20 protein-coding genes are annotated in these 20,298 nt (G+C 63.4%); 7 read left to right on the forward strand and 13 right to left on the reverse strand.

Annotated features, from left to right (window positions below):
• The first annotated feature begins 49 nt into the window (after positions 1 to 49).
• The gene (locus tag ABM562_RS20445) at positions 50 to 2,329 is read left to right on the forward strand and encodes a KAP family P-loop NTPase fold protein (RefSeq protein ID WP_460423127.1); all 2,280 of its coding nucleotides are present in this window, start codon (positions 50 to 52) and stop codon (positions 2,327 to 2,329) included.
• Positions 2,330 to 2,339: 10 nt separating this feature from the next.
• On the opposite strand, the gene ABM562_RS20450 is transcribed toward ABM562_RS20445, so the two are convergent.
• On the reverse strand, positions 2,340 to 3,458 hold the full coding sequence (locus ABM562_RS20450) for an MFS transporter (RefSeq protein WP_460423129.1): 1,119 nt from the start codon (positions 3,456 to 3,458) through the stop codon (positions 2,340 to 2,342).
• Positions 3,459 to 3,558: 100 nt separating this feature from the next.
• Here ABM562_RS20450 and ABM562_RS20455 point away from each other — a divergent pair, with 100 nt between their 5' ends.
• Positions 3,559 to 4,329, forward strand: a complete 771-nt coding sequence (locus tag ABM562_RS20455; RefSeq protein WP_115087289.1) for an AraC family transcriptional regulator — start codon at positions 3,559 to 3,561, stop codon at positions 4,327 to 4,329.
• Between the two features lie 97 nt (positions 4,330 to 4,426).
• Positions 4,427 to 5,056: a LysE family translocator gene (locus ABM562_RS20460; protein WP_115087287.1), complete on the forward strand. Its 630-nt coding sequence runs from the start codon at positions 4,427 to 4,429 to the stop codon at positions 5,054 to 5,056.
• Positions 5,057 to 5,124: 68 nt separating this feature from the next.
• Here ABM562_RS20460 and ABM562_RS20465 read toward each other — a convergent pair whose 3' ends face one another.
• The 6 genes from ABM562_RS20465 to ABM562_RS20490 all read right to left on the reverse strand — a co-directional run bounded on the left by ABM562_RS20465 (position 5,125) and on the right by ABM562_RS20490 (position 8,953).
• Positions 5,125 to 5,520 carry a hypothetical protein gene (locus ABM562_RS20465; protein ID WP_460423131.1) on the reverse strand — a complete coding sequence of 132 codons (396 nt, stop codon included), beginning with the start codon at positions 5,518 to 5,520 and terminating at the stop codon, positions 5,125 to 5,127.
• A gap of 12 nt (positions 5,521 to 5,532) precedes the next feature.
• The gene (locus ABM562_RS20470) at positions 5,533 to 6,363 is read right to left on the reverse strand and encodes an AraC family transcriptional regulator (RefSeq protein ID WP_115087284.1); all 831 of its coding nucleotides are present in this window, start codon (positions 6,361 to 6,363) and stop codon (positions 5,533 to 5,535) included.
• Entirely contained in the window at positions 6,360 to 6,683 is a 324-nt protein-coding gene (locus tag ABM562_RS20475) for an AzlD domain-containing protein (protein ID WP_038994745.1), read from the reverse strand. Before ABM562_RS20475 ends, ABM562_RS20470 begins: the two co-directional genes overlap by 4 nt.
• The gene (locus ABM562_RS20480) at positions 6,680 to 7,378 is read right to left on the reverse strand and encodes an AzlC family ABC transporter permease (RefSeq protein ID WP_115087663.1); all 699 of its coding nucleotides are present in this window, start codon (positions 7,376 to 7,378) and stop codon (positions 6,680 to 6,682) included. Before ABM562_RS20480 ends, ABM562_RS20475 begins: the two co-directional genes overlap by 4 nt.
• Positions 7,379 to 7,480: 102 nt before the next feature.
• The gene (locus tag ABM562_RS20485) at positions 7,481 to 8,209 is read right to left on the reverse strand and encodes a sel1 repeat family protein (protein WP_115087662.1); all 729 of its coding nucleotides are present in this window, start codon (positions 8,207 to 8,209) and stop codon (positions 7,481 to 7,483) included.
• 126 nt (positions 8,210 to 8,335) lie between these two features.
• Positions 8,336 to 8,953, reverse strand: a complete 618-nt coding sequence (locus ABM562_RS20490; RefSeq protein ID WP_115087661.1) for a LysE family translocator — start codon at positions 8,951 to 8,953, stop codon at positions 8,336 to 8,338.
• Between the two features lie 112 nt (positions 8,954 to 9,065).
• On the opposite strand from ABM562_RS20490, the gene ABM562_RS20495 reads away from it, so the two are divergent.
• The gene (locus tag ABM562_RS20495) at positions 9,066 to 9,965 is read left to right on the forward strand and encodes a LysR substrate-binding domain-containing protein (protein WP_460423133.1); all 900 of its coding nucleotides are present in this window, start codon (positions 9,066 to 9,068) and stop codon (positions 9,963 to 9,965) included.
• On the opposite strand, the gene ABM562_RS20500 is transcribed toward ABM562_RS20495, so the two are convergent.
• The gene (locus tag ABM562_RS20500; RefSeq protein WP_115087279.1) at positions 9,962 to 10,867 is read right to left on the reverse strand and encodes a LysR family transcriptional regulator; all 906 of its coding nucleotides are present in this window, start codon (positions 10,865 to 10,867) and stop codon (positions 9,962 to 9,964) included. The genes ABM562_RS20495 and ABM562_RS20500 overlap by 4 nt on opposite strands.
• Positions 10,868 to 10,989: 122 nt before the next feature.
• Between ABM562_RS20500 and ABM562_RS20505 the strand changes: the two genes are divergently transcribed.
• Entirely contained in the window at positions 10,990 to 12,189 is a 1,200-nt protein-coding gene (locus tag ABM562_RS20505; protein ID WP_115087660.1) for an MFS transporter, read from the forward strand.
• 66 nt (positions 12,190 to 12,255) lie between these two features.
• Positions 12,256 to 14,616 carry a DNA polymerase II gene (locus ABM562_RS20510; protein ID WP_134062307.1) on the forward strand — a complete coding sequence of 787 codons (2,361 nt, stop codon included), beginning with the start codon at positions 12,256 to 12,258 and terminating at the stop codon, positions 14,614 to 14,616.
• A 595-nt stretch (positions 14,617 to 15,211) separates the two neighbouring features.
• Here the strand turns inward: ABM562_RS20510 and ABM562_RS20515 are convergent.
• Positions 15,212 to 15,715: an anthrone oxygenase family protein gene (locus ABM562_RS20515; RefSeq protein ID WP_233674234.1), complete on the reverse strand. Its 504-nt coding sequence runs from the start codon at positions 15,713 to 15,715 to the stop codon at positions 15,212 to 15,214.
• 223 nt (positions 15,716 to 15,938) lie between these two features.
• Between ABM562_RS20515 and ABM562_RS20520 the strand changes: the two genes are divergently transcribed.
• Complete coding sequence (locus ABM562_RS20520) at positions 15,939 to 16,520, forward strand: DUF4174 domain-containing protein (RefSeq protein WP_134062309.1); 582 nt, start codon at positions 15,939 to 15,941, stop codon at positions 16,518 to 16,520.
• Positions 16,521 to 16,523: 3 nt separating this feature from the next.
• Here the strand turns inward: ABM562_RS20520 and ABM562_RS20525 are convergent, their stop codons facing one another.
• The 4 genes from ABM562_RS20525 to ABM562_RS20540 form a co-directional block, all read right to left on the reverse strand.
• Positions 16,524 to 17,474: a nucleotidyltransferase domain-containing protein gene (locus tag ABM562_RS20525; RefSeq protein WP_460423135.1), complete on the reverse strand. Its 951-nt coding sequence runs from the start codon at positions 17,472 to 17,474 to the stop codon at positions 16,524 to 16,526.
• A 42-nt stretch (positions 17,475 to 17,516) separates the two neighbouring features.
• On the reverse strand, positions 17,517 to 18,611 hold the full coding sequence (locus tag ABM562_RS20530) for a polyamine ABC transporter substrate-binding protein (RefSeq protein WP_460423137.1): 1,095 nt from the start codon (positions 18,609 to 18,611) through the stop codon (positions 17,517 to 17,519).
• A 39-nt stretch (positions 18,612 to 18,650) separates the two neighbouring features.
• A complete protein-coding gene (locus tag ABM562_RS20535; RefSeq protein ID WP_258579121.1) occupies positions 18,651 to 19,466 on the reverse strand; it encodes a carbon-nitrogen hydrolase family protein in 816 nt (271 codons plus the stop codon).
• Between the two features lie 94 nt (positions 19,467 to 19,560).
• Positions 19,561 to 20,148, reverse strand: coding sequence for an SMI1/KNR4 family protein (locus ABM562_RS20540; RefSeq protein WP_258579122.1), 588 nt, complete (start codon positions 20,146 to 20,148; stop codon positions 19,561 to 19,563).
• Between the last annotated feature and the right edge of the window lie 150 nt (positions 20,149 to 20,298).

The raw sequence follows: 20,298 nt of genomic DNA on the forward strand, positions 1-20,298 counted from the left end.
TTGGATAAACTTCCCGACCGGTTCAACTTCACGGTCGATGGATCACCACATGACAGCACCAGCAAACCCACGGCGTAGCGGCAAAGGCCATGATGCGGCGATCAGCCTGCAACAGGATGACGATCTGCAGCGCTGGTCGATTGCCCGCTCGGTGCTGCGCTCGATCGAATCGGCGCCGGACAACTGGTCCACGCGTATCGGCCTGTATGGCAAGTGGGGTTCCGGCAAGACCAGCGTGCTGAATTTCATTGAAGAGCAGGCGCGCATTCGCAATGAAAGCAAGCCGGACGGTATCACCTGGGTGGTCGTACGCTTTTCAGCGTGGGATGCCGAAGGCCGTGACGGGGTGATCCAGCGGTTCTATCAGGCGTTGCTGGAGCAACTTGAAAAAGGTGCTTGGGCGGGCAAGTCATTCAAGGATCTGGGGCGTGGAATCGCCAGGCTACTGGGCAATGTTGCCGAGATTGGCAAGTCAGTTGCACAAGTTATGGACCCTATTACCGGGACGATGGTTAGCAAAGGCACCCAGATTGCCGAGCAAACGGGCCAGCTACTGAGTTCAAAGCTGGCCTTCAATCGCAAAGAGCTCGAAGCGCTATGTGCTGACCTCCAGCGCACACGCATCGTGGTGTTCATCGATGACCTTGACCGCGCCGACCCGACCGCGATCCCCAAGGCAATGCTGGCGTTGCGCGAGTTGCTCGACTGGCCGAGCTTCGCCTTCGTCCTGGCCTTTGACCTGGATGTTGTAAGTAAAGCACTGAGCCTGTACTCGGCCGCCTATGGTGAGAATGGGCAACGCTTTCTCGAGAAGATCATCGATATTTCCATTACCCTGCCGGAGCCTACTGAGGAGCAAGCCAGGCGCCTAGCGTGGCGAGCATTTCGCGAATGTTGCCCCTTTATTCCCGAGGCAGCGTTCACGCGAATGGCTCAGTGGTTTCCTGCCAACCCTCGTCTGGTCAAAGCGATCACCCGTGACCTGGGGCAACTGAAAACCGTTGCGCGTCGCCACGGCGATGACGAGCTCGCGTGGGATGCAATCATTTTGCAGACCATCATCAGGCATGAAGCCCCGAAAACCCTCGAACGTCTGGAGCCGTCCTTGCTGGGCCTGGGTGGGCGGTCGTTGCGCGGCGAAACCGATGAAGAGCGAGAGGCGTTTGAGCGTGAAGCCATTCAACTGACGCTGGGAGCAACAGTACCTGATCTTGCGCCAGCTTTTGTGCGGCTGAAAAACCAGTTTTCAGCCCTGCACGATCTGCGAAAATTTACTAATCCCGCACGTGCACGGTACGAGATGGGGCTGCTGGCGCAGGAACCGGGTATCACCCTTCAGGAGCATCGGCGTTTCTTGAATGAGTGGGCCGCTGACTTCGACGACCAGCGAATCGATCTGCTTCTTGAAGAAGGGGTGGAGGCCGCTCAGGCTGAAGTGCCGGAGGTTGCCTTGAACCTGATCTGGTTGACGATTGATTCATACTGCCAGGGCATGCGTGAGCTGGCGTCTCAGATTGATCAGCGTGTCTATGACCAGCAACTGCAGTACCTTGGTGTTCAGCTCAAACTGCTTGAACACGTCTGGGGGGAGACGCCGCACCCAGCGCTCCATGATGTCTCTGGCCATTACGGTTTGTGCTGCAGTTTGATCGACGGGTTGTTGTCCCTGCGCGAGCGTGATGAAGGTCAGCCAAGGCAAGCGCAGTACCAGCGCGAAATCGCACTGGTGACGGCAGCGGCAACCACGTGCAGTGATCGTGTACGGCTATACGATTGGGCGATGGAAAAGTTGCTCGCCGGTGGCATCGCGTACCTGTATGACTCGCATAAAAGGACACGACTCGAAGGTGTCGCCAACCTGCTCAAGGATGATGCGGTATCGGATTTGTTGACGGTGTTCGAGGCCCCAATGGGCGTCGAACGGTTGTTCAAAGACCCTTCGCCAGCGGCCATTCAACGACAGTGGCGCTTGTTCAATGCCAGGTCACCCTTTTACCAGGAGGCTGGTCAGGCCAAGCTGATCGCATGGCTGGAAAGCACTGCCAATGACAGGCAGGCCGAAGGCGTCGTCGCTGGTAACATGCTTGATTATCTTGTGGGATTGGCGGTTCACAACCATACCGGCGCTGAGGGTGGAGGCCATGACGTGCAAAGGTTGCAGGCGCTGATTCCTGTTGCCTGGGACGCGGCGATGAAGCGTAGCGAGTACCACCGCTTCCCCAAACAGTTGCTCGATAAATGGGACAGTCTAGTCAATGCGGGCATCGACAAGAGCTGGATTCCACTGCCGCCAAATCTGGCAGAACTGGACAGGCAACGAAGCAACTGAGTTATGCCCGTTACCTGTAGAAAGCGCTCACGGCAGCAATGAAAACGGAGCAGCAGCACAGCACTGCTCCCAGTGCCTGCCCCCATCCGGCCAACGCCAAGCCCGCGCCAATCAACCCGTAATACAACAACCCAAACAACGCTCCCGCCGTCCCCCGGCAATCCCCGTACTCAACCAGCGCCGAGCCCAGCACCAACGGAATCGCCATGGCAAAGGCGCCGAGCATAAAGGCCATGGCCACGGCGATCAGCCAATGTTCGCCCAGCAGCAGTATCGCCAGCGCTGCCAGCAGGTTCACTGCGCACGCCAGATTGAGCAGCGTTGCCTGGCTGACACCACGCGCCAGCAATAGCGCATTGAGGCGCGCGCCAAGCAGCGAGCCCAGCGCCAGCAACACGCCGCTGTAGCCAAACAGACTTTGCAGCTGCAAACGCTGGAAAATGAACGGCGCCAAGCTGTACCAACTGAACACGCCGATGTTGAACAGCGCCACCAGCAGCGTCGCCAGCAACACCCGACGATCACCGAGCATGCGCCGCAAGGTGCCGATCAAACTGGCGCGATGGGGTACCTGTGGGCGGGTTTCCGGCATGGTTCGCCAGCTCCATAACAGCAACGCCAGGGCCAGCAGCAACTGCGCGGCCAGCACGCCACGGTAACCCAAAGCCTCGGTCAGCAGCGATCCACCGAGCACGCCAATCGCCGGGCTGACCGCCAGGAAAACGCCGATCAGGGAAAACACCCGCGCCAGTTCCGCACCGCTATGCACGTCCCGCAGCGCGGTTTGCGTCACCACCGAACCGACCGCAGCGGCAAAGGCGGCAACCATGCGCGCGGCGAGCAGGCCGCTGAAGCTTGTGACCAGCAAGGCTGCCAGCGATGCCAGGCCGTACAGCAGCAAGCCGGCAAGCAATGTCGGGCGGCGGCCCCAGAGGTCGCACAGCCGACCCCAGACCAGCACGCCAATGGCAAAGGCGGCGAAGTACAGCGACAGGGTTTGCGCCGCCTGCGCAGGCGTTACCCCGAAGCCCTGGCCGATATCCACCAGGGCGGGGCTGTAGAGGGTTTCGGCGATCTGCGGGAACATCAGCAGGGCCGTGGCCAGGGTCAGCCAGGTGCGGTGGGTCATAAGTAGCGCCCGGTGAGAAAAAGGGCGCTCATGGTAGACGGCAGGCGATGGGTGTATTGTCGCGGTCTGGTCTAAAAATAGTGAATATCGGACAACCTGCATGGCCTGGCTGGAACCCACCGCCACTTTCGACCCGGACCGCTTCGGCGCGCCCATCGTCGGCATCTGCTCGGCCCTGGGCGAACACGATTCTGGCGTCCATCAGCACCGCATGGGGCAGGTGCTGTTCACCCGCCAGGGCTGCGTGCGCATCGACGCCCAGGCGCCGGATCTGCTCTGTCTGCTGCCGCCGACCCGCGCGGCATGGATTCCCGCCGGCATAGCCCATCGGGCGCGGATGCGGGCGACCGTCGATTATCGCTCGGTGTACCTGGACCCCCGGCACTGGCCGCATTTGCCTGCTGAAGTGGTGATCCTTGACGTCAATCCGCTGTTGCGCGAACTGCTCGAGCGCATGGCCGAGGCACCGTTCGCAACCGACTGGAGCCAAGGCGCCGCCGCGCATCTGGCCGGCCTGTGCATCGCCGAACTGCAGGCCGCCGGGCAGCAGCCGATGCGTTTGCCGCTGCCCCGGGATCGACGCCTGGCCAGCCTGGTAGAGGGGCTTGAGCAGTTGCCGCCGCCGCTGCACGAACTGGCTCGCACGGTCGGCGCCAGTGAGAAAACCATCGGCCGTTTGATCCGCCGTGACACTGGTATGTCATATCAGCAATGGCGTCAGCAGTGGCGGCTGGTACGTGCGGTAGAGCAGTTGGCGATCCATCAACCGCTGTCCCAGGTGGCGCTGGAACTGGGCTTTGCCAGCGACAGTGCCTTCATTGCTTTCTTCAAAAGCATGACCGGCAGTACGCCTCGGGTTTATTGCCGCTGAGGCAACTGTTGCGCAATAAATTCGCTGCGCTGTAGCGCTTGTCCCGGCTGGAGATCCGTTACTGTCGTCACTCGGAGCTTAGCCAGGAGGGTGTGCGATGCTCGATATGCAAACGCTGGTCATCTTTGCTGGCGCGGTAACCCTGTTGCTGCTGTCGCCCGGGCCGAACATGGCTTTTGTCATCAGTCATGGGCTGTCCATGGGCTGGCGTGGCGGGCTGGCGGCGGCGCTGGGTATCAGCCTGGCTGACCTGTTGCTGACTGTGCTGACGGCTACCGGTGTCACCGCACTGATCGCCGCCTGGCCGCCGTCGTTCGACATCATCCGCTACAGCGGCGCGGTCTACCTGTTATGGATGGCCTTCAAGCTGTTGCAGCCGCGCACGGTGGGCATGGGCGAGGGGTCGCGTGAGACATCGCTGGCGGCGGTGTTGGTTGCAGCGACCTTGAACAGCCTGCTCAACCCCAAGGCGCTGCTGTTTTTTATCGTGTTCTTGCCGCAGTTCGTGGTGCCGGCCAAAGGCGCAGTGGCCCAGCAATTGTTGCTGCTGGGGCTGGTGCTGAGCGTGATTGCCCTGGTGTTTCATGTGGTGCTGGGGGCGTGTGGCGGGGTGCTTAGCCGTTGGTTCAGTGGCAAGGGGCGCCTGGCCAGGTTGCAGCCGCGCTTGCTGGCCAGTGTGCTGGCGTTGCTGGCGCTGCGGTTGATGTTGATGCAGCGCCCGGCGTGAATGCCCAGCGAGCGCTTTGCGCTCGATCGCCGGCCTTGCCGGCGATGGTCTGCAGAGCAGCCCTAGATTCAATCCTGCAGGTCGTCCTCGCTCATCCACTCAAGCGCATCCGCCAGCGCCACCTCGGCCACCCATTCACTGAAGCTGCGGGTCACTTGTTCATGGCTCAACCGCGAGCGTAGCTCGAGTTTGTCGGCAAACGACAAATGCACGGTGATGACCTTGTCTTCAATCACCCCGTCGCGCACCACGAAGAAGGCAAAGTCCTCCCGATCCTGGCGGCGGGCGAACAGGTAAACCTCGAAGTCCGCCCCGGTTTCCTTGGCAAAGGCCCTGGCGGCGAAGGCGTTCCTGGTCAGGTCAGGCGCTTGTTGCAGCGACGCCTGGGTATCGCAGAAATACCACGGCTCCCAGTCGGTCAGGCCTTTGTGAATGAACCAGCGGTAGGCAAGCGGGTAGGGCATTGGCTTAGTCCGTTAATGAGTGCAGGCGCGCCGGTACTCGCCCGGCGTTACGCCATAGGCTTGCTTGAACTGCCGGTTCAGATGGCTCTGGTCAGAAAAACCCAGGGCGAAGGCGACGTTGAACGGCAGGCAGTCGTTTTTCAGCAGTTCACGGGCGCGGCTCAGGCGCCGTTGCTTGAGCCAGGCATGGGGCGGCAAGCCGGTGGCCTGGCGGAACACCCGGGCAAAGTGGAAGGGCGAGAGATTCACCGCTGTGGCGAGTTCTTCCAGCGATGGCGGATAGGCCAGGCGGTTGTCCATCAGTTCCTTGGCCCGGGCCACGGCGCACGGTTCGTTGCCGGGCGTGCGCGCCTCGCCCGCGCGGGCATGGCGCTGCACCAGCAGCAACACCGCCTCGCGCCAGGCGGTTTGTTGTTCCAGGGCGCTGGCGCCGTGCTCGGCCGAGCAGTGCAGCCAGCTGAAGGCCTTGGCCAGTTGCGGGTCGTGCAGCACGCTGGCGTCAAAGCGCGGCAGGCCGTCGCGCTTGAGTTCCAGTTCGTCGAGCACTCCGGTGATGCGTTCGCTGTCGGGGTAAAAGCCGCGATAGCGCCAGCCGTCTTCGCTGGCCTTGGCGCCGGTGTGCAGCTCGTCGGGGTTGATCAGGACCATGCTGCCGACCGGCGCCAGGTGTTCGCTGCCGCGGTGCCAGAAGCGCTGGGCGCCGGACTCGATGATGGTGATCACGTAGCCTTCATGCACATGGGGGGCGAAGCGCTGCTGAAAATAACGCGCATGCAGCATCTCGGTGTCACCGAGCGCCGAGGCTTGCCAGAAACGGGTCTGTTCCTTGTGTGCAGGGTTCATGGGCTGCCGTTCAACCACCAACGAAAGACAAAAAAGAAGGCCATGCTCAGCAGCATGCTGATCAAGGTGCTGCGGGTCAACAGCACCAGCACTACGGCCACCAGCGAACCGATCAGGTACGGGTTGCTCAGGCTCAGGTCGAGCTGGTGGCCGGGCAGAAAGACGATAGGCCCGCAGATCGCGGTAAGCATGCCCGGCACGGCGAAGCCGAGGAACTGCCGGGCATTGGAGCTCAGGCGCAGGGGCAGGCGCGGTTCCAGAAAGGCATAGCGGTTGAGGAACACCAGCAGGCCCATGCCGATAATCAGGGCGAAGATCATGAGCGTGCTCCACTGAATTTCTGACAGATGAAACCTGCGCTCATGCCCAGCAGGCCGGCGGCCACCAGGCCGATGTCCCAATGCCAGGCACTGAACAGCACCGAGCAGAACAACGACACCGCCACGCACACCACGGTGGGCAGGTTGCGCACCAACGGCGCGATCAGGGCGACGAAGGTGGCGACAATCGAGAAGTCCAGGCCCAGTTGGTCGAGGTGCGGAATGTTCTGCCCCAGGATGATCCCGGCCAGGGTGAACAGGTTCCAGGCAATGTAGAACGTCAGGCCCACCCCCAGGGCGTACCAGCGATTGAACTGCTGTTTGTCGTACTGGCTGGTGAGGGCGAAAAACTCGTCAGTGAGCAAGAAGCCCAGGCCCAGCCGCCAGCGGGTCGGCAGGCCCGACAGCACCGGGCGCATCGACAGCCCGTACAGCAGGTGCTGGGACGTCAGCAGCAGGGTGGTGAGGAGGATCGAAAACAGGTTGGCGCCGCCCTTGAGCATGCCGATCGCCACCAGTTGCGCCGCGCCGGCAAAGACGATGGCCGACAGGCCCTGGCCTTCCCAGGGCGTGAGGTTGGCTTCGATGGCCATGGAGCCGGCCAGCAACCCCCAGGGGGCAACGGCAAGGGACAACGGCAGGATGGCGATGGCGCCACGGATAAAGGCCTGGCGGGCGAACGGCGGACTGGGCATGGACGGCAGCAACAACCAATGAACACGGTTGTACAGCATGCCAGAGCCGGGCGCCGCTGACTTGAACGATCTTGCTGTCAGCGGCGGCGCAGTGCGCTCAGCTCAGTAGTGGTTGCTGGCCAGGCGCCGCTGCGCCGCGATGCAGCCATTGATGTCCACTGCTTTTTGCCAGTAAGCCTTGCTTTGCGCCGGGTCGGCGCTGGCCAGCAGGCGGTAGACCTCGGCCTGGTAGTCGCGCTGACGGCCCCACTGCATCGCCAGGCCTTGCGGTTGCTCGCGATGGCACAGCAGGCGCACGGCCGGTTGCGGGTAGTAGGGAGCGTAGAGGCTGGCCAGGTTCGGCACGCTTTCCAGCGCAGTGCGGTATTCGCTACGGCTGTAGTTCGGGCACCAGTTTTCGATGCCCAGCGCCGCCGGGGCGAAGCCCTGGCCCATGCTCGCTTCGAGCAGCGGGCAGGCGGCAGCCGGGATCTGCGCTGCCGGCAGGTAGGTGATGTAGTAGAGGGCCAGGCGGTACTGGGCGGCCGGGTGGTCAAGCTCCACGGCTTTTTTCAGCAGGCTCACCGCGGGCGCCAGGGTGCGGCCCAGGGCCTGGCCTTGCTGGGCGAGGTCCTGGTCGGTGGTGCTGGTCTTGAGGGTGAAACTGGTGTTCTGGTTGTCGGCCTGTTCCAGCAAGGTCAGGGCCTGGCGGTACAACAGGTCGGCATGCGGGTCGATCCGTACGCCGGCGGCCAGCGCCGAAGTTGGCAGCACGACGGCGAGCAGGCCGTGCAAAAGGGGCGAGCGGATCAAGGAAGTGCCTCTGGAATTCGGGGCCGGGCGGGTATGCATGGTGGTTTCGAGACGACTGCGCTGTTCAGGGTTCAATCCGACTGTCCATAGTGTGGCTTGAGGCTGGCCTGGAGGTATAGCGCATCATTCTAACCGCTCTCGGCCTACACCCGAAAGCGTAGCCCGTCAGGGCAACAGTTGCCGGAGGTTGTAGGCCAGCCCGGCGACGGCAATGGCCAACAGCACCACGGCACTGATTGCGCTGATCAAGCGTCGGTTGAGACGCTCGGCCAGGCGGCCGATGACCAGGATGTACAAGCCCAGAATGCCCAGGTCGAGCACCAGCCAGACCAGCCCCAACACCATCAGGCTTTGGCTGAACTGCTCGGTAACCTGGATGAACTGCGGGAAGAAAGCGACGAAAAACAGAATGTCCTTGGGGTTCGACAGGCCGATGGCAAAGCCTTGCCACAGCCCGCCCTGGCGGACGGGGGCCTGCTGTATGGCGAGCGCGGGCTGGCGCAGTTCAGCCAGTGCGCCGAGGCCCAGGTAGCCGATGAACAGGCAACCGAACATGCTCAGGGCGCTTAGCAACAGTGGGTTGACGGCTGCGCTGCTGAAGATCAGCGCAGCGGCCAGGGCAATCAGCACCAGCGAAGCACCGTTGGTCCCCAGGGCGGTCAGCAGTGCCTGTTTGCGTCCGGCGCGGGCGGTGGTGTTGACCACCAGCGCCACCACCGGGCCGGGGCTGGCGATCAAGAGCAAAACAGTCAGGGCGTAGGTGGCAAGCAGGGCACTGTTCACGGGCATTTCTCGATGGTTTTTACCGGGAGCGGCATTCTCTGCAGGCGCGGTTCGGTTGTAAAACGCCTGTTACTGTGGCTTTCTATTAGTTTTACTCATGCTTGAGGCGGCCATGACCGAACGCATTCCCGCATTGCAGGCGCTCAGGGCGTTCGAGGTGGCCGCACGCTATGGCTCCTTCACCCGCGCGGCCGAAGAACTGGCCCTGACCCAGGGCGCCATCAGCCATCACATCAAAACCCTCGAAGGCTTGTTCGACTGCGCATTGTTCGAGCGCCGCGGGCCGAAAGTGGCGCTCACCGAGCCGGGCCGGCTGCTGGCCCAGGAGCTCAAGGTCGGCTTCAAGATCATCGAGAATGCCTGCGGGTTGCTCAGGCAGGACCGTCAGCACCTGCGCCTCAAGGCGCCTTCGACCCTGACCGTGCGCTGGCTGCTCAAGCACTTGGCGACGTTCAAGCAAGGCGAAGAACACAGCAAGGTGCAATTGAGCAGTGTGTGGATGGACATCGACACGGTGGACTTCTACAGCGAGCCTTACGATTGCGCGATCCTGCTGGGCGACGGCCATTTTGCCGCGGACATCGCCAGCCTCAAGCTGTTTGACGAATGGCTGGTGCCGGTGTGCCAGCCCGGTTACCCGGCAGACCTGGGCCACTGTGAACTGCTGCACCCGTCGCCCGATCGGCGTGACTGGCGGCGCTGGTTGAATCGGACAGGGGGCGCTGCAATCAGCCTGGACCGCGGCCAGCTGTTCGACACCCTGGATCAAGGCATTTCTGCCGCCCAGCAAGGCCTGGGTGTGGCCGTGGTCGACCTGCTGCTGGCCAGCGGCGAGCTCGACGCCGGCCGCCTGGTCACGCCCTTTGCGCAGGCGGTGGCCACCGGCGAGGGTTATTACCTGACCTGGCTGCAGGCTAACCCCAAGGCGCGCCAGGCGCAGAAGCTCGGTGAATTCCTGCAGCAGCAGGTGCCGCGACTTCCCGCTCAGGGGCTTGATTATTTATATGACTAATACTGCGGCGCGCCGGCATCCAGCTGCAGTCGCGTGCTCATGAAGTCGATGAACACCCGCAGCCGTGGCGGTATTTGCCGCCCCGAGGGCCACAGCAGGTAGAAGCTGCCGCGCCGCTCCATGTAGTCATCGAGCACGGTCACCAGGTCACCGCGTTGCAGCTGCTGGCGTACGGTGAAATCCGGAGTGCAGGTGATGCCGCGATCGCGGGTGGCAAAGCAGATGCGCGTGTCGACGTGGTTGCAGACCATCGACACCGGGATGTCGTATTCGCGCCCGGCGGGCTCCTGGCGCAACGGCCATTGCTCGAGCTTGCCGGTGCTGGGGAAACGGTAGTGCAGGCAGGTGTGCCGGGCCAGTTCATCGGGATGAACGGGGGTGCCATTGCGCGCCAGGTACGCCGGTGAAGCGACCAGTACATGGTGGAAATGGCCCAGAAAGCGCGCGCTCAAGCGCGAGTCGCTGGGGGTGCCGCCGCGCATCACCACGTCGAAACCTTCGCCGATGATATCGACCAGGCGATCGTCGAAATCCAGGTCCAGTTCGATGGCCGGGTACTGCGCCATGAACTCGCTCAAGGCCGGCATCACCAGGGCGGTGACTTGCGGCAGGCTGATGCGCAAACGCCCACGCGGCACCTCGCTGGCCTGGGACAGTTCAAGTTCGGTGGCTTCGATCTCGGCGAGGATGCGCCGGCTGCGTTCCAGGAACAGGCTGCCCTCGGCGGTCAGGGTGATGCTGCGTGTGCTGCGGTGAAACAGGCGCACCCCCAGGCGGCTCTCCAGGCGCGCCACGCGTTTGCCGATGGCCGAAGCGCTGACCCCCAACGATTGCGCGGCGCCGACGAAGCTGCCGGTTTCTGCCACTCGCACGAACACCACGAAACCGCTGAGGCTATCCATCTGCTTTCCCTGATTGCGGACATCAATGTCCGTTATGAGCGGAATTGTACCCGTCTTTTTCCGCAGTGACCGCAGGCTTAAGGTTCGCCCATCTTTCCTACAGGAGTTTCACCATGACCCCGATGAGTTGCACGGCGGACGGGCCAGCCGCACTCGAACAGCCCTTGCCGGTCAGCGGCCTGCTGGCCCTGGCCATGACCGGCTTTATCGCCATCCTCAGCGAAACCCTGCCGGCCGGCCTGCTCGGGCAGATCTCCAGCGGCATGCAGGTCAGCGAGGCCATGGCCGGGCAGATGGTCAGCGTCTATGCCCTGGGCTCGCTGTTGACCGCCATCCCGCTGGTGACCCTGACCCAGGGCTGGCGTCGGCGGCCGGTGCTGTTGCTGGCGATTGTCGGTTTCCTGCTGTTCAACACCGTGACGGCGCTATCGAGTTCGTACTGGCTGACGCTGGTCGCACGCTTCATGACCGGCGTCGCCGCCGGCCTGGCCTGGGGCGTGATCGCCGGGCATGCACGGCGCATGGTCAGCCCCGAGCAGCAGGGCCGGGCCATGGCAGTGGCGATGATCGGCGCGCCGGTGGCGTTGTCGTTGGGGGTGCCAGCCGGCACCTGGTTGGGCGAACTGGTGGGGTGGCGCATGACCTTTGCCCTGGTGTCGGGGGCGACCCTGGTGCTGGTGGCCTGGGTGCTGTGCAAGGTGCCGGACTTCGACGGTCACGCCCCGGGTCAGCGTCCCGGCATCGCTCAAGTTTTGCGTACCCCGGGAGTGCTGGCGGTGTTGCTGGTGATCCTCACCTGGGTGCTGGCGCATAACGTGCTGTACACCTACATCGTGCCGTTCCTGGCTTCGGTGGGGCTGGCAGCCAGCACTGGCATGGTCCTGCTGACCTTCGGTATCGCCGCCCTGGCGGGTATCGGCGTGGTCGGTGCGTTGATCGACAAGCACCTGCGCAACATGGTTTTGCTCAGCCTGTGCGGATTTGCCGTGGTGGCGCTGGTGCTGGGTTTTGTCAGCCAGTCGGCGCCGCTGGTGTACGTCAGTGTCGCGCTCTGGGGCCTGACCTACGGCGGCGCGCCGACCCTGCTGCAGACCGCCAGCGCCGATGCCGCCGGGGAGGGCGCCGATGTCGCCCAGTCGATGATCGTCACCGTGTGGAACTCGGCGATTGCCGCAGGCGGTCTGCTCGGTGGCGTGCTGCTCAGCCAGTGGGGCGTGGGCAGTTTCCACTGGGTGTTGCTGGGGCTGATCGCCTTGGCCTTGCTGATTGCCGGTCGCGCCCATGGCCACGGCTTTGCCCCCGGTGCACGGGTAGCGCGCTAAGTTCGGCAGCCAGCGGCCCAGGCAGGTAGAATCGCCGCATACACAGGTGTTTTCGAGGTTGCAGCGGTGGAGTTACAGCAGGGCTTTGTCCTGACCCGGCATTGGCGCGATACCCCGGCGGGGACCAGCGTCGAGTTCTGGCTGGCCACCGATCAGGGACCACGGCGCTTGCGCTTGCCGGTGCAGACGTCCGTTGCGTTCATTCCGGCCGAGCAGCGTGGGCAAGCCGAAGCGGTGCTGCGCGGTGAGCGCGACGTCGCGTTGCGCGAGCTGGCCCTGCGCGATTTCGAACAGCGGCCGGTGCTGGGCTTGTACTGCCGCCAGCACCGCCAGTTGATCCAGCTGGAAAAGCGCCTGCGCGCCGCCGGGGTGCAAATCTACGAGGCTGATGTGCGTCCGCCGGAGCGCTACCTGATGGAGCGTTTCATTACCGCGCCGGTGAGTTTCAGCGGCACACCTGATGCCAACGGTGTGTTGCTCGATGCCCAGCTCAAGCCCGCCCCCGGCTACCGCCCGAAGCTCAGGCTGGTATCACTCGACATCGAAACCACCGAGCGCGGCGAGCTGTATTCCATCGCCCTCGAAGGCTGCGGCCAGCGCCAGGTGTACATGCTCGGCCCGGCCAACGGCGACGCCGAGGGCGTGGATTTCGATCTCGAATACTGCGACAGCCGTGCCCGCTTGCTCGAGCGCTTGAACGACTGGCTGGCCGTGCATGACCCCGATGCAATCATCGGCTGGAACCTGGTGCAGTTCGACTTGCGCGTGTTGCAGCACCACGCCACCCAGCTCAAGGTGCCCTTGCGCCTGGGGCGTGGCGGTGAGGAAATGGACTGGCGCGAGCACGGCAGCCGCGCGCATTTTTTTGCCGGGGCCGCCGGGCGCCTGATCATCGACGGTATCGAAGGGCTGCGTTCGGCGACCTGGAGTTTCCCCTCGTTCAGCCTGGAGAACGTCGCCCAGACCCTGCTCGGCGAAGGCAAGGCCATCGACACCCCGTACCAGCGCATGGACGAAATCAACCGCATGTTCGCCGAGGACAAGCCGGCCCTGGCCCGTTACAACCTCAAGGACTGCGAACTGGTCACACGGATTTTCGCCAAGACCGAACTGCTGACCTTCCTGCTCGAACGGGCCACGGTTACCGGCTTGCCGGCTGACCGCAGCGGCGGCTCGGTGGCGGCGTTCTGTCATTTGTACATGCCCCTGATGCACCGCCAGGGCTTCGTCGCGCCCAACCAGGGCGAGCGCCCGGAGGAGGCCAGCCCCGGTGGATTCGTCATGGACTCGCGGCCGGGGCTGTACGAGTCGGTGCTGGTGCTCGACTACAAGAGCCTGTATCCGTCGATCATCCGAACCTTCCTGATCGACCCGCTAGGGCTGATCGAAGGCCTGCGCGAGCCGGGCGACGCGACCTCGGTACCGGGCTTTCGCGGTGCGCGTTTTTCCCGTACCCGGCATTGCCTGCCGGCGATTGTCGAGCGGGTCTGGCAGGGCCGCGAGGTGGCCAAGCGCGAGCACAATGCGCCGCTTTCCCAGGCGCTGAAGATCATCATGAACGCCTTTTACGGTGTGCTTGGTTCCAGTGGCTGCCGCTTCTTCGACCCGCGCCTGGCCTCATCGATCACAATGCGCGGCCACGAGATCATGCGCCGTACCCGCGAACTGATCGAGGCCCGGGGTTACGCGGTGATCTATGGCGACACTGACTCCACGTTCGTCTGGCTCAAGGGTGCCCATGACGAGGCGGACGCGGCGCGTATCGGTCGCGAGCTGGTGCAGCAGGTCAACCAGTGGTGGCGCGAGCATCTGCGTGACAGCTACGGCCTGGACAGTGCCCTGGAGTTGCAGTACGAGACCCACTACAAGCGCTTTCTGATGCCGACCATTCGCGGCGCCGAGGAGGGCAGCAAGAAGCGTTATGCCGGCCTGGTGCAACGTGGCGAGGGCGTTGAGGAGATGATCTTCAAGGGCCTGGAAAGCGTGCGTACCGACTGGTCGCCGCTGGCCCGGCAGTTCCAGCAGGAGCTGTACGAGCGGATCTTCAAGCGTCAGCCGTACCAGCAATACCTGCGTGAGTATGTGCGCAAGACCTTGGCTGGCGAGCAGGATGAGCTGTTGATCTACCGCAAGCGCCTGCGCCGGCCGCTGGCCGACTACCAGCGCAACGTGCCGCCGCATGTTCGCGCGGCGCGCATGGCCGATGACTTCAATGACCGTCAGGGCAGGCCGCGGCAGTACCAGAATGGCGGCTGGATCAGCTACGTGATTACCGTGACCGGGCCGGAGCCGTTGGAGACGCGGCATTCGGCGATCGATTACGACCACTACCTGACCCGGCAGTTGCAGCCGGTGGCCGATGCGATTTTGCCGTTCGTGGAGGATGACTTCACGGCGCTGATCGATCGGCAGATGGGCTTGTTCTAGCCGGACCTGCATGCACTGACCCTGTGTGGCTTGCCGGCGATGAGGCCGGTGCAGGCAGCACATCAGGGGTTGACTGGATTGCGACCGCTGCGCGCTCGATCGCTGGCAAGGCCAGCTCCCACAGGTCCGGCGCTTGCCGGCGATGAGGCCGGTGTAGCCAGCACATCAGGGGTTGACTGGATTGCGACCGCTGCGCGCTCGATCGCAGGCAAAGCCAGCTCCCACAGGTCCGGCGTACACAGATCTACTGTGGGAGCTGGCTTGCCGGCGATGAGGCCGGTGCAGGCAGCACATCAGGGGTTGACTGGGTTGCGACCGCTGCGCGCTCGATCGCAGGCAAGGCCAGCTCCCACAGGTCCGGCGTGCACAGATCTACTGTGGGAGCTGGCTTGCCGGCGATGAGGCCGGTGCAGGCAGCACATCAGGGGTTGACTGGATTGCGACCGCTGCGCGCTCGATCGCTGGCAAGGCCAGCTCCCACAGGTCCGGCGTACACAGATCTACTGTGGGAGCCGGCCTTGCCGGCGATGAGGCCGGTGCAGGCAGCAAGTCCAGGTCCGGCGTGCACAGATCTACTGTGGGAGCTGAGCAGCCGCTATTGAGTCCACACCACCCGCAGCAACGCCACCATCAACCAGGCCGTGGCCGCCAGGGCGGTAATGGTGCGCACATGGTTCCAGCGGTTCCACACCCGCGCATAGGTCGGCCAGGCACTGGCCGCCTCGCTACTGGCCGGCTCCAGGCGCGCCAGGCTCTGGTTTCGCGGCACGTTGAAGAGCATGGTCACCAGCACGTTACCGAGCAGATACAGGCCGCTGCCAATGCCGATGCACAGGCTGCCCGGCAATGGCCAGCGCAACCAGGCCCAGGTCAGCAGGATCGCGCAGGTCACGGCGGTGCCGAGAAACAGCGAGAGGAACAGGCGGTTGAGCACCACCTGGTTGATCGATTGCATGGCCGTCACCGCACTCTGTGCCGGAATGCGCTCCAGGGCCTGCATGACGAAGTTGGAGAAGGCGAAGAACAACCCGCCCATCAACCCGCAACCCAGGGCGGTAACAAGGATCAGCAGCAATAGCAGGGTGTCGGCAATGCTCATGGTTCAGGCCTTTTTCCAGGGTGGTCGACGGGCATGGCAGACGGCCTTCAGCTATCCTCAGAATCGGATGACAGACCTTCCGGTGTGTATCCAAGGTCGCACTTGGTAATCGTAAGTTACCTTTGCCTTGCCCACTCATCTGGCCCTGTAGTTTAGGCTCGCAACCCGGATCTTTCGTCGCGATTTGTAGTCTTTGTTGCATGGAAATAGAAAGGAGATGCGCATGCTTGTTCGGTCACTGACCCTCGCCGCCTTGCTGGCCATTGTCGCCGGTCCCGCCCTCGCTGCCGATAGCGATGACCCCTTGGGCCAGGAGCTGTACAAGACCCGCGCCTTGGTTGTCCTTGCCCCCAGCACCGCCGACCCGACCCTTCGCGCGTTGAACAAGGCCCTTGAAGACCCGGCCACCAAGGCTGCCTTCGAGGAGCGCAAGCTGGTGCTGTACAGCGTCGCCGGCATGATCGGCAAGCGTGATGACAAGTTTCTGGATCAACAGGCGACCATGGCCCTGATCCGCAAGTTCAAGTTCAGCGCCCGGGATACGATGGTCACCCAGGTAGTACTGGTGGGCAAGGACGGCGAGCTGCACCGGATCGAACACACCGGCATCCTCGAGCCCAAGGCGATTTACGATGCAGTCGACCAGTTGCCGGCAGCGGAAAAAGCCATCGTGCCGCCGACCGTTGCCGATTTGAAGGAGGACGCTACCAAGGGCAAAGAGGCCAAGCCCGGCAAGGACGGTAAACCCGCCAAGCCGGCCAAGCCGGCACCACCACCCAAACCGCCGAAGCCGCTGGAGGATTGAGGTTCAACCAGAAGCGTTCAGACGTACAAAGAATGCTGTGTTGAATGCGCCGAGCTGTTCGAGGAACTGTTCGGCGCTGGCTTCGGGTTGATAGGCGTGACGCAAAAAGAATTCGGCCTCAGCGGCCAGTTGCGGACAAGCAATACGTAACTGGTCAGCATGATCCTCCAGGGTCAGCGGCCACGAAGGGTCCTTGTCACTTCGCAGCATGTTGCCGGCCCGCAATGCCTTGCGTGAGGCTGCCCGTTGCAGCCGGCGCAGCGTGTCTGCGTCGCCCGCATCGGCGATGCCCTCGGCATATCGCTCAAATGCAGCCTGCAGGTCGGCATTGACTGCCCGCGCGATGGCTGGTGAAGGCTTGAATGGCGCCAAGCACTGGGCGAGGTCTTCGCCCCAGATACAGCGGCAGTGATGCTTTAGCCAGTAACCCCAACTGTTGCGGTGTTCCTCGGCCAGCACCTGGTCACGGGTGCCGATGTCGAAATCGATCTTGCTCACCAGTGGGTGCCGGTCCTGCAGCTCACCTCTGACCCGTTCAAGCTGCTGCAAGTCATTGGCGTTGGGGCAATGGTTGAGTATCAGGGTCACGTCCAGGTCCGATTCACCTTCGCGGGCATCGCCACGGGCAACGCTGCCGTAGAGGTAAATGCCACCGAGCAGCGTATGGCATCGGTTTTCGAGGGTGCGGCAGAGATCGTCGAGCACAGGCCGGTAGGCGGGTTGTAGCGCTATCGGCGCAAGCGTGAGGATAGCGCCGTTGGCATCCACCCCACCGATGTCCACTACCTGTCCCCGGTCTTCCAGCACCTGAACCTGCCGGCGGGTGACCAACTGCGCGTAGTCTTCCTGCATCGGGCCGGGCTTGGCCTTGATGCGGACGATGTAGGGGCTGTAGGCCGCCTCGATCAGGGCATCGATGGCGGGCAGGTCTTCAGTGGAGGCCAGGCGGATCATGCAGCGAGTCCTTGGGCGAGCGTGCGGTTCACTACGCTAACACTAACTCCCGGTCTTGACCTTGCTCCACACCCGGGTGCGGATGCGCTCGTATTTGAGTGGCAGCGGCTCCAGGGCGAACAGGGTATCGAGCACCGCCTGGGGCGGGTACACCGACGGGTTGTCGCGGATCTTCGCTTCCACCAGCGGTACGGCGTCCTTGTTGGCGTTGGGGTAGCCAAGGTAGTTGGTCGAGGCAGCGATCACCTCGGGGCGCAACATGTAGTTGATAAAGGCCAGGCCTTGCTGCGGGTTGGGCGCGTCCTTGAGCAGCACCATGCTTTCGAGCCAGAACGGCGCGCCTTCGCGGGGAATGCTGTAGCGGATGTCGCGGCCATTCCTGGCGTTGTCGGCGGCAAGTCTTGCGTCAAACACCCCGCCGGACCAGCCCAGCACCACGCAGACATTGCCGTTGGCCAGGTCCGAGATAAAGCGCGAGGAGTCGAAGTAGGCGATATGCGGGCGCACCTTGAGCAGCAGCGCTTCGGCCTTGCGGTAGTCCTCGGGGTTCTTGCTGTTGTAGGGCAGGCCCAGGTAGTGCAGGGCGATGGGGATGATCTCGCTGGGTGAATCGAGCATCGCCACGCCACAGTCGGCCAGCTTGGCGATGTTTTCTTCCTTGAAGATCAGGTCCCAGGAGTTGAGCGGCGCATCGGCGCCCAGGCGGGCCTTGATCTTGTCGACGTCGTAACCCAGGCCTGTGGTGCCCCACAAGTAGGGCGCGGCGAAGCGGTTGCCAGGATCGTTGCCCTGCAGTTTGGCGAGGATCTGCGGGTCCAGGTGCGCCAGGTTGGGCAACTGGCTGCGGTCGAGCTCGGCCAGCACCCCGGCCTTGATCAGGTTCGGCAACAGGTCGGCGCTGGCGAACGCCACGTCATAGCCGCTGCGCCCGGCCATCAATTTGCTCTGCATCACATCGCTGTTGTCGAACACGTCATACACCGGGGCGATACCCGAGGCCTGCTGAAATTCCTTGGTGGTGTTGGGGGCTATGTAGTCGTACCAGTTGTAGATGTGCACGCTGGGCGTGGCGGCCTGGGCTGCAGCGAGGTTCAGCAGCGCGGCCAGGGCCAGGGGCAGGCGACGGATCGACTTCATGGGGGCACTCCGGGATCTTGTTATTGTAAGGGGTAGCGCTCAGGGGATCAGCAGTTCGCGGCGGCCATCGGCGTGGTCCACGCGCTGGCCGGGCAGTTGCAAGCGCCGGTCGGCGAGGTAGTCGTAGTCGCGGCGGGCGTGCTCTAGTTGCTGCAGGTCCAGTTCGACCACCTGCCGGCAGGCTTCACGACCGGCTTCGAACAGCAGACGCCCGTGCGGGTCGACCACCGCGCTGCCGCCGGCGAATACCAGGCCGTCATCGCCTGGGCCGACGCGGTTGACCATCAGCGCGAAGGCCTGGTTTTCCTGGGCGCGGGCCATGATCGCGGTGCGATGCACCGGGCCGTAGGGGTCCATGTTGCCGTTGGTTACCACGATCAGGTCGACGCCCAGTTGCGCCAGGGCGCGGCTGCTTTCTGGCAGCTCGATGTCGTAGCAGATCAGCAGGCCGATGCGCAGGCCTTTCCAGCTCACCGTGGTGTAGCGATCGCCAGGCTCGAACAGGCCGCGTTCCGAGGGCCAGAGGTGGGTCTTGCGGTAGCGCAGGGCGATGCCTTCGGGGGTGAGCAGCAGCGAGGTGTTGTAGAAGCGGTCGTCGGCTTTTTCGGCCAGGCCGATCACCACCGCGACCCCGCGTTCGCGTACCGCTTGCAGCACGGCCTGGACGCTGGGGCCGTCCACGCTTTCGGCAACCTTGGGCAACTGCGCGGCGCTGGCAAAACCCATCAACTGGGTTTCCGGGAACACCAGCAGGTCGGTGTCGGCTGCACAACCGGCAATGGCTTCCAGGGTGCGTTGCAGGTTGTAGGTGGTATCGCCGTCGCGGCCGGCGAGTTGTATCAGTTCGATCTTCATCGGGGTTCCTTGCGTGGGGCTGGAACCGAGTATGCGGCGCGACGGCGTGGGCGGTAATCACGTTGATGGAGTAACCCTGAATGGGTAATGGCGCTCAGATCTCCCGTTCAACAAAGGCGAAGTCGTCGTCGATCAACTGCTGCAGGTACTCATCGAAGCTCTCGGCAATCACTTCATAGCTGTCCGGGTCGTGCAGGTAGCGCAGCACCTGGCCGACGGTGCCGCCGGCGGCGGGGTTGAAGTCGATGTACAGCTTCGAGGTGCCGCCGTTGTTCATGCAGTGGGAGAAGCACAGGCGCTGGTTCATGCCCAGGTCGATGTCGATGCCTGGGCCGACGGTTTCCGGGTATTCGTCCAGGAAGTCGCCGTAGATGCCGCGAATGCTGTCGGTATAACCTCTGGCGTCTTCGAGGACCTGCTCGGCGGCGCTGAGGTAGTAGGGGTACTCGAACACGTCCGAACCGAGGATCAGGACGATGACTGTGCCGCCTGGGTAGTCTCGGAAATGGGTACCGTCGATATGGCCGAGCAGTTCCAGCAGGCTTGCGGGACACAGCGGGTAATGGTTACTGAGCTTCTGCAAGGCTTCGGCCGAGGCGCCGTGGGTGAGGTTCAACTGCTCAAGCGACTCGCTTGGCAGCGCCTGACGCAGGCCGGTGAGGTACGTGGTGACGAGGGACATGAGGGGCGGTTCCTTCCTGAAAGAGCACAGATGATAGCCAGGCTGGCGTAAATTCACCGGGATTGCGAGCGCTGCACGCTCGATCGCGGGCAAGACTGAACTGGTCAACAGATTTTGGACACCGGTTTAGGTTCATGCCGCAACCTTGAG

It is taken from the genome of Pseudomonas sp. ZL2, assembly GCF_054788455.1.

What these genes read in the sequence shown, in the direction of transcription:
- ABM562_RS20470 (WP_115087284.1), bottom strand. Translation starts at nt 6,363, where the DNA reads ATGAACCCTGCACACAAGGAACAGACCCGTTTCTGGCAAGCCTCGGCG.
- ABM562_RS20500 (WP_115087279.1), bottom strand. Translation starts at nt 10,867, where the DNA reads ATGGATAGCCTCAGCGGTTTCGTGGTGTTCGTGCGAGTGGCAGAAACC.
- ABM562_RS20495 (WP_460423133.1), top strand. Translation starts at nt 9,066, where the DNA reads ATGACCGAACGCATTCCCGCATTGCAGGCGCTCAGGGCGTTCGAGGTG.
- ABM562_RS20460 (WP_115087287.1), top strand. Translation starts at nt 4,427, where the DNA reads ATGCTCGATATGCAAACGCTGGTCATCTTTGCTGGCGCGGTAACCCTG.
- ABM562_RS20445 (WP_460423127.1), top strand. Translation starts at nt 50, where the DNA reads ATGACAGCACCAGCAAACCCACGGCGTAGCGGCAAAGGCCATGATGCG.
- ABM562_RS20520 (WP_134062309.1), top strand. Translation starts at nt 15,939, where the DNA reads ATGCTTGTTCGGTCACTGACCCTCGCCGCCTTGCTGGCCATTGTCGCC.
- ABM562_RS20475 (WP_038994745.1), bottom strand. Translation starts at nt 6,683, where the DNA reads ATGATCTTCGCCCTGATTATCGGCATGGGCCTGCTGGTGTTCCTCAAC.
- ABM562_RS20530 (WP_460423137.1), bottom strand. Translation starts at nt 18,611, where the DNA reads ATGAAGTCGATCCGTCGCCTGCCCCTGGCCCTGGCCGCGCTGCTGAAC.
- ABM562_RS20480 (WP_115087663.1), bottom strand. Translation starts at nt 7,378, where the DNA reads ATGCCCAGTCCGCCGTTCGCCCGCCAGGCCTTTATCCGTGGCGCCATC.
- ABM562_RS20525 (WP_460423135.1), bottom strand. Translation starts at nt 17,474, where the DNA reads ATGATCCGCCTGGCCTCCACTGAAGACCTGCCCGCCATCGATGCCCTG.
- ABM562_RS20455 (WP_115087289.1), top strand. Translation starts at nt 3,559, where the DNA reads ATGGCCTGGCTGGAACCCACCGCCACTTTCGACCCGGACCGCTTCGGC.
- ABM562_RS20535 (WP_258579121.1), bottom strand. Translation starts at nt 19,466, where the DNA reads ATGAAGATCGAACTGATACAACTCGCCGGCCGCGACGGCGATACCACC.
- ABM562_RS20515 (WP_233674234.1), bottom strand. Translation starts at nt 15,715, where the DNA reads ATGAGCATTGCCGACACCCTGCTATTGCTGCTGATCCTTGTTACCGCC.
- ABM562_RS20505 (WP_115087660.1), top strand. Translation starts at nt 10,990, where the DNA reads ATGAGTTGCACGGCGGACGGGCCAGCCGCACTCGAACAGCCCTTGCCG.
- ABM562_RS20540 (WP_258579122.1), bottom strand. Translation starts at nt 20,148, where the DNA reads ATGTCCCTCGTCACCACGTACCTCACCGGCCTGCGTCAGGCGCTGCCA.
- ABM562_RS20450 (WP_460423129.1), bottom strand. Translation starts at nt 3,458, where the DNA reads ATGACCCACCGCACCTGGCTGACCCTGGCCACGGCCCTGCTGATGTTC.
- ABM562_RS20485 (WP_115087662.1), bottom strand. Translation starts at nt 8,209, where the DNA reads ATGCATACCCGCCCGGCCCCGAATTCCAGAGGCACTTCCTTGATCCGC.
- ABM562_RS20465 (WP_460423131.1), bottom strand. Translation starts at nt 5,520, where the DNA reads ATGCCCTACCCGCTTGCCTACCGCTGGTTCATTCACAAAGGCCTGACC.